This window comes from Candidatus Hydrogenedentota bacterium, assembly GCA_019637335.1.
Lineage (GTDB): Bacteria > Hydrogenedentota > Hydrogenedentia > Hydrogenedentales > JAEUWI01 > JAEUWI01.
Genome location: JAHBVV010000038.1, coordinates 30,165 through 42,668 on the forward strand (window position 1 = coordinate 30,165; position 12,504 = coordinate 42,668).

Below are 12,504 nucleotides of genomic sequence, written 5' to 3' on the forward strand. Positions count from 1 at the left end.
CGAAGGTACTGCTCAAATCAGGGTTGGGACACAACTGCCCGCATTACTCACCGGCGGAACGCTTTCCCCCGGCGCCGACTATTCCGCCCCCAATCTTAAACAGATCGAGGAGGATTTGTCTAGGCAGATCGACCACTTTCATGACATCGGCGGTCACTTCGACCGCGCCGCTGAGAATGGTATCGCCGACGGAAGGCATCCCATCGAGCGCGACCGTTGGATTGTGGCGCGATCCATGCACGCGAAACGCCAGCTTGAGGTTGTTCTGGCTGTGGCGGAGACCTTCGAGATTGAAATAGGTGCGGAGCGCGGGAATGCCCTGCGCGGTGGCGGGTGGCAACTCAATCCGCAGATGATAGTCAATATCGCCATCGACGACGAACCGCCCTTCGCCATTAATCGTGACGGCGTCGGAAACGAGTCTCATATTATTGGTGCGGACGACATCGCCTTGAAGCTCGACGTCGGATGTAAAATGTTCGAATTTCAAGGAAGGCGGGAGCGTGATCGCGCCCCCCTCAATCTGGCGGGCAAACTGAGCGAATAGGAAGTCGGCGCTGAACTGGCCGTCGGCTACGTCAAAATAACCGTTTCCCCGAAGCGTGCCGCGATCATCCCGATCAATGATGTACTTGATGCCGCCGGTCATCGTCCCGGTGAAGACGGGCGGTAGCTTCAGATGATCGAGCAGGAAGCGGGCGGGAACCCGCTCCCAGTGGAAGTCCGATTCCTGGAGGTTTTCCGGCTTGGCGAGGCTGTACATCCCGCCGATATTGCCGCCGCCCACCTGGGCCGAAAACGACTCAAAGCCGCTTTCCCCGTCGTGCTGAAAAGCGGTTCCGGTGAATTCGGCGCCCTCCCACGGGGGATAAGTCAATTCATCGGCCTTCAGGGTGTAGGTCCAGCGGCGGTCCAGCGGCGGAAATCGATCCATACTGGGATCATCATCCTCGCGCAGCGGGAGCATCCAGGGCGATCCGACGGGTGGCAAATCGGCGCTGGCGACGTCGAGCGTGAGCTCGCCGGTTCTTTCGTCGCCCCGCTTTCGAACGGTGGTGTCCACCCGGATGTCTTTCCCGGAGATCCGGTCGCGGAGGCCGGCCGGTTGCAGGGTCAGGTCGTCGATATGGCCGCCAATCCGCATTTCGGAGTTGCCGGAATCGCCCGGGAGCCGGGTCCATTGGAGCGTGGCGCCGGTCCCGGTTCCGCCACCGATCGCGTAGGGAATGTTCAGAAGCTTGTTCGCCGTGGCCATGGAGACCTTGGACGAGCTTGCGGCTGCTTCGAGCGGCAGCCACTTGTCCGCACGCCGCGCGAAGCTGATTTCCGCGGCGATTTCGGTGGTGTCAATGGCGGCGGAGAACGCGAGGCTGGCGGTCTTTCCGGTCGCAATCTCGGCGCGGACGTCCTCCAGCCGGGCGCCGATGCCGGGGGCCTTCGCAATCCACCATTCCCATTCGATGCCGGCCCGGGTCAGATCGATGGTGGCGTCCAGGGTCAGCGTGCCGGGTACGTAGCTCCCGGACATGCGCTCGATGGACGCTGCCCCGTACATCGCCAGTGCTGGGTTGTCTTTCACGAAGGCAAGTTCCTCAAGCGCGCCTATCGATCCGGAAAGGTCAAACTTCACGGCTTTCCTCGCCAGATCGTAGCGAAGGCTTCCCATGATTGTATTGCCCGCAACCTGAGCCACAGCCGGGTCGATTACGATCCCGTCGCCGGAAAAGGTCAGATTGCCGGACAGATTCTCCGCGACGATTGCGGTGGCCGGATGACGAACCGCGCCCCCGGCAAGGGCGAGGCTGCCGCGCGGGAACTCCGCGTCGGAATCCCAGGATAGGCTGAGCAGGCTGAACTTGAGATCCGCGCTGGGATTGGCGGCGGCGGCGGGGGCGAAGCGCAGCCCCCCATTGGCCATTTGCACCTCGACGCCCACGCGGGGTTCCTCGGCGTTGCCGCGCAAGGTGACGAAAAACTTGTACGGTTCCGGCGTTTCAATTTCGAGGCTGCCATACTCCGCCAGCCATTTTCCGGATACCATTTCCATCACCCGAGCGACGGGAAGCTGCTGCACTTCGAGACGCAGGTCGAATTCGGGTAGGGGCTGGGCCATGTCAATGGTCCCCTCCACGCGTCCTTCAAACTCGGGGGCGATGGTCCTCGCGCTATTGAGCGTGAACAGGCGGCTGGCCAGGTCGTAGCTTGCAAGCCCCGTCAACACACCTTCCGGCGGAACGGGGTAGGTTGCGGCGTCCTGAAATTGCAGGCCCTTGAACGGCAGCTCAAGGGCGACAACCATCGCGCGGCGCGGATAGCCCGAAAGGCGAATGCTCGGCGCCAGCCGCCCCGCGGCGAGGATGTCCGACGCCTGGGGGAAGAAGACGGCAATGTCCGATGGGGACAGGCCGTCGCTCTGGAAGCGGAGATCGAAGTCCTCAAGCGTTGCATAGCGGGCGAATACGGCGAACGCCTGCCCCTCGTCTCCGCCGAGTCTCCCGGTGATGTTCGCGATGATGTGGGGAGAGCCGGAGAGGCGATTCAGGTCGAAGTCGAGACCGCCGATTTCGAGCCGGCTGTTGCCGACGGCGCCCTCGATCTCCAGGGTGCAATCCTCCCCGACCACCCTAAAGGACGCACCCCCGCCAAGCCCCGATGGGAGGGCGACATCGCTGGCAAGCCAGGCGTTTTCAGGCGGCCTGGCGAGACGGATCCGGGCGTGGTCAAGTTCGAGGCGGTCCAGCGCAATGCGGCCCTGGATAAGCTCGATCAGGCTCACATGGAGGAAGGCCCGGGGGACAAACAAATCCGCCTTCGGGCCGGATTCGGTATCCACCTCGACGTGCAACTGGTCGAGGCGGATCCCGGTTAACCCGTGCACCTGGAGACGCTCCACGCGAATCAGAAGCCCAGTGCGCGCCTGAATCTCGGCGTAAATGGACCCCCGGAGGCGTTCAAGCTGGTATTTCACGAGCAGCATGCCCGCGGCCGCGGCCGCGGCAAGCACAAGCAGGGCCAGAAGCCACATGCGCGCCATGCGGCTCGGGCCCGTGCCTGAATGCCGTTGTTCTATGTCCAGGGTGCTACTCGGCGCCACTCGCTTCCTGCATTACGTCCGCGCTGTCCTGCGAGGCGCCCGCCCACGGAAGGCCCTTGATCTGGATAATCTGCTGGCGGATCGACTCGGTCACGTCGGGGTTGTCTTTGAGAAACTGCCGGGTCGCTTCGCGGCCCTGGCCCAGATTTTCGCCGTTCATGGAGAACCAGGCGCCGCTCTTGCGTATGATCTTCTCCTCCACCGCCAGATCGAGGATGTTGCCTTCCTTCGAAATGCCCTCGTTGAACAGGATCTCGAACTCCGCTGTGCGGAACGGGGCGCCCAGCTTGTTTTTGACCACCTTCACCTTCACGCGGTTGCCGACGTTCTCCTCTTTTTCCTTGAGGGAGGCTATCCGGCGAATATCGAGGCGGATACTCGAGTAGAACTTGAGCGCGCGGCCGCCGGTCGTGGTCTCGGGGCTGCCAAACATGACGCCGATCTTCTCGCGGATCTGGTTGATAAAAATCACCAGGGTGTTGGAGCGGCTGATAATGGCCGTGAGCTTGCGCAGGGCCTGGGACATCAGGCGCGCCTGGAGGCCCATGTGGCTATCGCCCATCTCGCCCTCCACTTCGGCCTTGGGAACGAGCGCGGCGACGGAGTCGATCACGATCACATTGACGGCGTTGCTGCGCACGAGGCTTTCGCAGATTTCGAGCGCCTGTTCCGCCGTATCCGGCTGGGAAACCAGCAGATTATCAATATCCACGCCGATCTTGGACGCGAACTGCGGGTCGAGGGCGTGTTCCGCGTCGATGAAGCACGCGATGCCGCCCGCCCGCTGGGCATTGGCCACCACGTGGAGCGCGAGCGTGGTTTTACCGGAGGATTCCGGGCCGAAGATTTCGACCACGCGGCCGACGGGCAAGCCGCCGATACCGGTGGCGATATCCAGGGTCAGGCTGCCCGTGGAAATGGCCTCCACCCGCTGATTCATGCTGTCATCGCCCAGGCGCACCAGCGTGCCCCGCCCAAATTGTTTCTCAAGCTGGGCCAGCGCAATATCCAGCGCCTTGCCCTTTTCACTGTCCGCTGTCGGTTTGGCAGCCATCGTCTTTCCTCCGGTTTTACTGAACAAACATTCACCTGAGGCCTATCTTGCCAAAACACTGAACGAATGTCAAGTAAAAAATCGCCTCGCACGGATTACCACGCAAGTTTACGACTTTCCAACACGGATTGCACATCTTCCCGGGGCGCCGGCCCGACCACACAGGCGTGGACGGCGTTTCCCCGGCCGCGCGTCACAGGGACCATCCGTTGTGCATGGGGCGCTCAAGCATGGCGTTGGCGGCGTCGTTGCCGGTAAATCGTTCCGCCTTCGGGTCCCAGTGCAGGGTTTGCCCGAGGCGTGCGGCGATGTCCGCCAGCATGCCCTGGTACGATGCGACGTGCGCGGCGTCGACGTTGGACACGGGGTCGGTGCGCGTCCGGATACAGTCGGCCAGATTTCGACCGTGGTGGGTCGAGTCCGTAAGCCGTTCGTCCGTATCCTTGAACTGGACCGTCAACAGGGATCCCGGTTCCGCCCAGATGCCGGCCCGGTCCACGTGCACCCAGCCCTCGTCGCCGATGAAACGGCAGCCGAGTTTCTGTCCTGTCTCGTCGGTAAAACGCATGATCAGGCCGTCTTCATACGTAAACGTGGCGTCCCACGAGTCGATGTTGTTGGTGAAGCCCTCATTCCGGTAGGTCGCCTTGCAGGCCACCGCGAAGGGCGTGGTTCCCACCCGCGGACAGCCCCAATTGGCGATGTCCAGGTGGTGCACGCCCCAATTGCAGATGAAGCCCGCGCAGTAGTCCCAAATCAGATACCAGTCTGGCCAGGCGACGCGGCCGGGGTTGTAGGGTTCATCGGGGGCCGGACCGCGCCACATGGCCCAGTCGAACCCTTCGGGGACGGGCTGCGGATCGAGGGATCCGGCGTATTTGGGACGGTAGCGGGGGCCCTCCGCCGCCACTTCCACCCGCGTGATAGTCCCCAGGTAGCCGTTTCGGGCCAGGGTGCATGCGTGCTGGAAATCGGCCAGCGACCGCTGCCACGTGCCGGTCTGGAAAACGCGTTTGGTTTCGCGCACGGTGTCGCGAATGATCCGCGACTCTTGAACAGAAACGCCCAGGGGCTTCTCGCAATAGAGGTCCTTGCCGGCTTTTGCGGCTTCCGTGGCCATGAGGGCGTGCCAGTGATCCTGCGCGGCGATCATGACCGCGTCAATATCCTCGCGGGCAAGCAGTTCCCGGTAATCGCCGTACATGGCGCAACCGGCGTCGCCATACTTCGCGTCGACAATGGATTTCGCATTCTCGCGGCGATCGGCGTAGGCGTCGCACACGGCGACCACCCGCACCTCCTCCAGATCGAGGAAGTTCTTCATGTTGCTGACGCCCATGCTGCCGACGCCGACGCAGCCCAGGGCGATCTTGTTGTTGGCGGAGGTATCGCCGGCGGCGGCCCGTCCTCCGGGCGTCAGCCCGAGCGCGGCGCCGGTAACAAGCGAACGGTGCAGGAATTGACGGCGGTTCAGGTGGGCGCGCATGGAAACATTCTCCCCGAAATCAGCCGCATATAGCGGCGCCGCCCCCGTATGAAGTCTAATCCATTCTCGCACAACGCGCGCGCGGTAGCAACGTTCCCGGCGCTCTCCGCGGAGTTCTCACGCCTGCCGACCGCAATTTCGCCGGGCGGCTTCTATCACCTCGACGGTTTTTGCTACTGTGCCCGTATAACACACGATAGCCAGTTCATTTTTCAGCACACCCCGAGGAGCCCGTGATGCCGTACTATGCCACCCTGCTAATCCTGCTTGCCCTTCCACTCCACGCCGCGGCCGGGCCCCAGGGCGCGCCGGTTGACGCCGACAGCGAAAGCGGGGCCGAGATCTATCGCCTGGGCGCGGACCCGCGTCCGGCGGACAACATCTACGGCGAGCAGCCCTATGGCGATGCCTCGGGGACGCGGATCGCGGTTCGTTACTATTCAACCGACGCGCACCCGGGCGGCATCAACATCCTCGATTTGGAAGACGGGAGCAACCACGAGATTCTCTCCGGCAGCCCGCCCTTCCCCGCGTTCCACGGCTGGGGCGAGTGGCTGTATTACGCGGAGACCGTGGACGGCGTGAAAATGCTGCGGCGCTGCAATTACCAGACGCTCGCCGTGGAGAACGTGGCCGAACTCCCGGAAGATCGCGGCCTCTACAGCTACGGGACGGTGTCGCGCGACCACCGGTACTACGCCGTGGCCGTGCGGCCGCTGGAGGGCGGGCCCGCGAAGGTACACCTGCTGGACATCGCGGCGAACACGTGGAGCATGCTGCTGGACAAGCCGGGATACCACGCGAAGCACGAGCAGTTCTCGAGCGACGGGCGGAACCGGGTGCTGATCCAGCTGAACCAGGAACCCGATGTGAAGATGGTGTTGCTCAGCGAACTGGAGATCGGCGGCGGCGAAACGCGCTTTCCGGCGGACCAGCCGTATACCCTTCGCCCGACGGGCCACGAGGCCTGGATCGGCACGACCAGCGAGATCCTTTTTTCGACGGCGACGGACGACAGGACCCCGGGCAACCTGTGGCGCGGGAAAGTGGGCGACGCCTCCCCCACGCTGGTTTATGAAGGCAAGCGCTTTAACCATGTGAGCGTGTCGAAGGATGGCCGGTACTGGATTGGCGACACGAGCGAGGAGGGGGTGCCGATCTACATCGGCAACTTCGAGACCGGCGAGGCCCGGCGGGCGGTCTTTTCCCGAACGGAAAGCGATGGCAAACAATGGAGCCACACCCACCCGTACCTGACGGCGGACAACCAATGGCTCATCTTCGGCGCGCGGCGCGACGGGCATCCCCAGGTCTACGGCGCGAAGCTGAAGGCGGGGTGGCTGGGGTCGTTTTGATCGGGTTGCGCGGCGGCGATTGACTGCGGCAACCTCCCGTGGGATAATTGCGCCATGAGTACGTCACGCGTGGATCACAAACATCGAATCGAGCTCCCTGGTAGCCAGCCGGGGGACGTGTTCGAGGTGCAACGGCAGGCAGATGGAGGGTATGTCCTGGTACACCTTCATGAGCCTCCAACCGAGAGGCGAAAAACCCGCGACGAAATCCTCGAGGCCATCGATGCCAATCCGCTCAAGTTGTCGATGACCTGGGAAGAGATTCGAAAGGCTACGCGGGACCTGTGATTCTGCTGGATACCAACGTATTGGTCTACGCGGACGATCGCCATTCAACCTTCTTCAACTGGTCGAGACAGATCATTGCCGACGCATCATCAGTTGAGTCCGCTGTGACCAATCCTATCGTGATCGCCGAGCTTTGTGTTGGAGAAACGGACCCTGCCCCTATCCCCGCGCGTATTGAGGCGTGGGGTGTGATTCTCATCGATCTTCCGGTCGCCGCGTCGCTGTTGTGCGCGAACGCGTACAGGCTTTACCGTCAACGAAGACTGGCGGACTCCGGCAGGCCGGCCCCCGATGTGCCCCTTCCAGATTTTTTCATCGGAGCGCATGCCGCCATCATGGGGTGGGAATTGGCCACGGCTGATCCCGGGCGTTTCAAGACGTACTTCCCCGAAGTAACGCTTCTGCTGCCAGAGCAAACGGGCACGTAACGGAGCCTCCGTAGGCCGGCAGATCCCAGAACCTATCGCGGCGCCGCCCGCGCTCCCAGCCTTGATCACGCTTGTCGCTGTGCCAGGCGCCCGGGGGCGCCCCGCTTGTCAGGGCTCCGCGGGGGCGGAGGGGTTGAGCGGCGCCGTATCCCCTTCCCCGCCGGGTACATCCCGGTAGCGCGGGACGAGCGGGGTCAGGTCGTCGTCAACGATCAGATCGCGCTCGAGCTCCATGGCGAGGTCCATCACGGCGGTCACCCGGGCCTCGGGCGCGCGGGGATGGCGCCGAAGCACAACGCGGACCTGCGCGGGCGCCTCGGTGAAGAGGCCGCGCAAATCGTCAAGGCTCGCCCGCTCTCCCCCGGCGTGAATATCGCCGCTCTGCCCGACGGCGACCGCGATTTCGTTCTTGCCGGCGGATACGGTGTTCGCCAGCCGGCCCCAGAGCGATTTCTGGTTGTGGCGGTGCGCGCTGGAAATCGATTCCTCGGCGCGCGCGAGCATGGCGGCGTGCGGGTCGGTGAACTCATCAACGATGGTGGGGGTAATGAAAATCAGCAGCGAGCTCTTCTGGGACTGCTTGTTCGGGTAACGGAACAGGCGGCCGATACCCGGCAGATCGCCCAGGAACGGGGTGCGGGTCTCCGTGGTCCCGGCGCGGTCGCGGCGGAGGCCGCCGAGGACCACCGTGTCACCGGACTGGATCCGGAGCTGGGTTTCGGCGCGGCGGACGGTCTTCTGCGGAACGGTGGAGGCCTGATCGCTGGCGAGGACGCGCACTTCCACGAAGGTGCTGTCCTCGGCGCTGATGTCGAGGAGAATGTTTTCCTTCGACGTGATGCGCGGGAGGACCTTGAGAATCGTCCCCACGTCAATGAACTCGACGCGGTTGGTGTTGTTCACGGCGCCGAGGTTGTTGAAGCTGGTGTTGAAGAAGGTGGTCGCGGAAACGAAGGGCACCTGGGTGGCGTTCTCGAAGATGGCCTCCTCCCCATCCTGCACGGCGACCCGCGGCGAGGAGAGAACCGTCGCCTTATTCTTGCGATCAAGGTATTCGAGTGTCACGGCAAGGTTGGCGCCCTCAATGCGGTCCACCACGTTTTCGCCGTCGATATTGGTCACGATCGGGCGCACGATACGACCGGCGCCGTCCAATTGAAGCGCGCCGTAGAGCGGCACGGCGTAGGGCAACTGGCCGACGTTGAGGTTGCCTTCCTCCGGATTGAAGCCGCTGCCGCCGTCGAAAAAGATGGGCGAGCGCCCGCTGGAACCGAAGTAGGACCAGTTGATGTTGAATTCCCGCTCCACATCGGATCCGACTTCAACAATAAAGGCCTCGATCTGCACCTGCTTGCGCTGCACGTCGGAGGTGGCGATAAATCGGTCGATTTCCTCGAGCTTGGCCGCGATGGCGGTGACGGTGATCTGGTGCACGTCCTTGTTCACCACGATCTCGCCCATCTCCGGGGGCACCCGGGCCTCGATGGCGTCCGCCAGGAAATCGAGGTCGGCGTAATCGACGATCCACGTGCGCGATTCCAGGGCACGATCGAGCACCGCGATCAGATCCGCGATCTCCTCGACCCGCCCGGGCACGTCCTTTACCGTCACCGAATTGTTGCGCGGGTCGACATGCATGACGCCGCGATCGGAGAGGGCGACTTCGAGGTAGTCGAGGGTGTCGAGCGCGAAAACATGATCCAGATGAAAAGTCCGCGCGTCCAGCGGCGTATCCACGGCGCGCAGGGCCTCGGCCATGCGATCGAGCACAGCGGGCTGGTCCCAGGCGATGAGGGTATTGGTCCGGCTGTCGGGCAGGAGGCTGCCGGCGGGGCTGAGCATGCCGGCAAGCGCGGCCTGCACATCGGCAAAGGCGGCGTGGGCGACCCGGAATTCACGGCTCTTCATCGGCGCGTCCAGATCGGCGAGCAATTCCTCAACAATCCGGAGGTTGTCCGGCGTATCCCAGACGTGCAGCTGGCGCGACGGCGCGTCGGCGACCAGCCGCCCCTTACTGGAAAGAAGCCGGGCGACGACGGGCTCGACAGCGCGGGTATCCGTGTGCTGGAGGGCGAAGCGGCGCGACTCCAGCTTGCCGAACTCGCGGCGCTGCCACTCTGCAACCGTCATGACGTAGAGATACCCTTTTCCCGCGTCATACTCGTAGTAAATGTCATGGAACTTCAGGATTTCCATGGCCTGCTGCGGCGTGGCTTCGGTAATCCAGAATTCCAGCGTCTTGCCGCGGGCCTCCTCCGAGACGAGGATATTCCAAAGCGTGGCCAGCCGGATATCGTCGAGGAATTCGGCGACCGTTCGGGGGCCCATCAGGTCGATGAGAACCTCGCCTCCTTCCGGGAGCGGGCCGTATTCGACCTCGCGGTCGAGTATTACCTCAAAAGGCTGTGCGGCGGCCCCCGATTGGGCGGGCGGCGCCGCGCTCCATTCCGGCAATACGCCGGTTGCGGACTGCGGCGGCGCGGCGGCGCCGGTGATCAGCCCGGGTTGCATCGCCGCGCCGTCGCCGCGGCCCGTTACGGTCCGCACCGGCGGGCCCGCACTGGCGGGAGGCTGCTCGCCCGCTTCCTGGCGCTGGCGGGAATCGGCGTCCCCGGTCGCGGCGCGGTCCGGTTCGGCGGCGGGCTGTGCGAAACGCCCGTTTCCGGAAAAGCGCGTGGGCGTTTCGCGTCCGGGATCGCCGCCCGTGCCGAGGCCGGGGTCGATGAGATCGGGAATGCCGGGACGCGGGCGCGGCGAGGTGGGCGACTGCCCCTGCGCCATGGCGAGGGCGGCGACGGCCATGGCGGCCAGCACGGCGGCAATTAGTGCACGAGCATTGCGCATACGCTTCCCAACCCGAGACGGGGCGCGGGGATAAGGGCCCGACCGCTGGTCTCCGGTTCCCGTTTGACTCCGGGCGCTATGATACCCGCCCGCGCATGGCGAATAGCAAACTGGCGTTCATCGCGGGGGCCGGCGCTTGAGGAGGGCGAGCGCTTCGACGTGCGGCGTGTGCGGGAACAGGTCGAAGGCTTCGAGCGCGGCGAGGTCGTAGGCCTCCGCGAGAACGGCCATTTCGCGGGCGAGCAGCTTGGGATTGCAGGAAACGTAGAGGATGTGTTCCGGCAGAAACTCCAACAGGCGCTTGATGACCTTGGGATGCAACGCCGAGCGCGGCGGATCGAGAATGACCATGGCGCCCGCCGCGAAGCTTCCGGCTTCGCGCTGCGCGTTCAGGTAGCGCTCGGTCCGCGCGGTGATAAAGGCAACGTTATCGATGCCGTTTACCCGCGCGTTGTGGCGCCCGTCCTCGGAGGCGGGTTCCACCTCCTCCACGGACCACACGTGACTGACCAGATCGCTGCACGCGAAGGCGATGCCGCCGGCCCCGCCGTAGAGGTCGTAAAGCGAGTCCGGGGCCACGGCGCGAACGTGGTTGCGGATGGCCGCGTAGAGGTTCTCGGTCGCCAGGGGATTCGTCTGGAAAAAGCTGAGGGGCGAAATCCGGAAGTCCAGCCGCCGCGTCGCTTCGCCATCCGGCAGCAGGAGCGTCTCGGTAATGTGCGGCGCGCCCGCCAGCAGCTCCAGGCGTTCCGCCGTGGCCACATCGCTCCGGCCCGTGAAATAGCCGCGGTATACACTCGTGGCGCCGTAGACCGACTGCGCAAGGTCCACGAAGGGGCCGCAATCCAATTCGCCTTCGTGCGTGATGAGCACCACCATTTTCTCGCCGGAGCGCTTGCCGTCACGCACCAGGAGATAGCGCAGGACGCCGTCCGTCGTGCGGTTGTCCCACGCGCGGATGTCCTTCTCGCGGTACCACTGGCGGGTGGCCCGGAGCAGCGCGCCGGCGCCCTCGGGGCCGATGTGGCACGCGTCGATGTCCAGCGGCCAGTACCACTGCCCCTTCTTCTTGAAACCCAGAACGGTCTCGCGCACAAAATCTTTCGGGGGCGGCTCGGGGTAGCGCATGCGATCAAACGCGGGATCGATCTTATTGCGGTAGTGCCAGATCACGGGCGAGGGCGTGACCGGGACCGGCGCGGTCCAGTAATCCTGGAAGAGGGCGCCGAGCATTTCGGATTTCTCGGCCACCTGACGCGCATAGGGCACATCCTGGCTCTTGCATCCACCACACTCCCCGAAATGAGGACAGCGTACGTCGGTCGAGGCGGCTGGGGTGGTGTCTGACATGCGAAATGGACCTGGTGGGGTTGCGGGGGGAGGCGCCGAGGGGAAACGGCGCGAAGGCATAGGATACCGTCTGTTCGCGCGCGGCGCAAACCGGTCAGGCGGTAGCGGGTGCGGACCTGATATTACTGATGAATTGCGAGCGGCATGAAGCGGGCTTTCAGCCCTCATCGCCTTTTGGATCCCTTTGCCTGGACCGATGGCTCAGATTTGAAGCAGGCCTTCGGCGCTGAATACCTGAATATCGTTGCTTCAGCGCCGAAGGCGCCGGATCATATCAGCCTGGGCCGCAGGCCCAGGAAAAATGACGACGATTTCGGACAGGGCTGAAAGCCCGTATCATACTGGGTTGCCGTCGAACCCAAAAAACGGTAACACTTTAGCGGTCTGAAGTGCGGATCAGTATGTGTTTTTGTTTATGGAGCCGGTGTGCATGGAGCGCCGGCGGCGCAATCTGCCGGCGGGCCGCCGGCGCTCCATGGTTGCGCGTAGCCTTTATTCAGCAAGTCGCTCTGGTTTGGCCACTGTACTTCGATCGGCTAAAGTGATACCAAAAATCGAGACTTTTCTGGTTCATCCGGTTTTGGCGTACTTGGAACGACGATTAA

The 12,504-nt window shown here is 63.8% G+C and carries 8 protein-coding genes; 3 read left to right on the plus strand and 5 right to left on the minus strand.

The window, feature by feature from the left end:
* Positions 1-43: 43 nt before the first annotated feature.
* The 3 genes from KF886_25095 to KF886_25105 form a co-directional block, all read right to left on the minus strand.
* Positions 44-3,094: a hypothetical protein gene (locus KF886_25095; GenBank protein ID MBX3180636.1), complete on the minus strand. Its 3,051-nt coding sequence runs from the start codon at positions 3,092-3,094 to the stop codon at positions 44-46.
* A complete protein-coding gene (recA, locus tag KF886_25100; protein MBX3180637.1) occupies positions 3,081-4,148 on the minus strand; it encodes a recombinase RecA in 1,068 nt (355 codons plus the stop codon). The genes KF886_25095 and recA overlap by 14 nt, the downstream gene beginning before the upstream one ends.
* Positions 4,149-4,341: 193 nt before the next feature.
* Positions 4,342-5,634, minus strand: coding sequence for a Gfo/Idh/MocA family oxidoreductase (locus tag KF886_25105; GenBank protein MBX3180638.1), 1,293 nt, complete (start codon positions 5,632-5,634; stop codon positions 4,342-4,344).
* Between the two features lie 236 nt (positions 5,635-5,870).
* On the opposite strand from KF886_25105, the gene KF886_25110 reads away from it, so the two are divergent.
* On the plus strand, positions 5,871-6,989 hold the full coding sequence (locus KF886_25110; GenBank protein ID MBX3180639.1) for a hypothetical protein: 1,119 nt from the start codon (positions 5,871-5,873) through the stop codon (positions 6,987-6,989).
* Between the two features lie 284 nt (positions 6,990-7,273).
* Positions 7,274-7,705 carry a type II toxin-antitoxin system VapC family toxin gene (locus KF886_25115; GenBank protein ID MBX3180640.1) on the plus strand — a complete coding sequence of 144 codons (432 nt, stop codon included), beginning with the start codon at positions 7,274-7,276 and terminating at the stop codon, positions 7,703-7,705.
* A gap of 108 nt (positions 7,706-7,813) precedes the next feature.
* Here KF886_25115 and KF886_25120 read toward each other — a convergent pair whose 3' ends face one another.
* Positions 7,814-10,549: a hypothetical protein gene (locus KF886_25120; protein MBX3180641.1), complete on the minus strand. Its 2,736-nt coding sequence runs from the start codon at positions 10,547-10,549 to the stop codon at positions 7,814-7,816.
* A gap of 117 nt (positions 10,550-10,666) precedes the next feature.
* The gene (locus KF886_25125; protein ID MBX3180642.1) at positions 10,667-11,818 is read right to left on the minus strand and encodes a class I SAM-dependent RNA methyltransferase; all 1,152 of its coding nucleotides are present in this window, start codon (positions 11,816-11,818) and stop codon (positions 10,667-10,669) included.
* A 225-nt stretch (positions 11,819-12,043) separates the two neighbouring features.
* Between KF886_25125 and KF886_25130 the strand changes: the two genes are divergently transcribed.
* Positions 12,044-12,226: a hypothetical protein gene (locus KF886_25130; GenBank protein MBX3180643.1), complete on the plus strand. Its 183-nt coding sequence runs from the start codon at positions 12,044-12,046 to the stop codon at positions 12,224-12,226.
* Positions 12,227-12,504 lie beyond the last annotated feature (278 nt).

What these genes read in the sequence shown, in the direction of transcription:
- recA (MBX3180637.1), bottom strand. Translation starts at nt 4,148, where the DNA reads ATGGCTGCCAAACCGACAGCGGACAGTGAAAAGGGCAAGGCGCTGGAT.
- KF886_25105 (MBX3180638.1), bottom strand. Translation starts at nt 5,634, where the DNA reads ATGCGCGCCCACCTGAACCGCCGTCAATTCCTGCACCGTTCGCTTGTT.
- KF886_25110 (MBX3180639.1), top strand. Translation starts at nt 5,871, where the DNA reads ATGCCGTACTATGCCACCCTGCTAATCCTGCTTGCCCTTCCACTCCAC.
- KF886_25120 (MBX3180641.1), bottom strand. Translation starts at nt 10,549, where the DNA reads ATGCGCAATGCTCGTGCACTAATTGCCGCCGTGCTGGCCGCCATGGCC.
- KF886_25130 (MBX3180643.1), top strand. Translation starts at nt 12,044, where the DNA reads ATGAAGCGGGCTTTCAGCCCTCATCGCCTTTTGGATCCCTTTGCCTGG.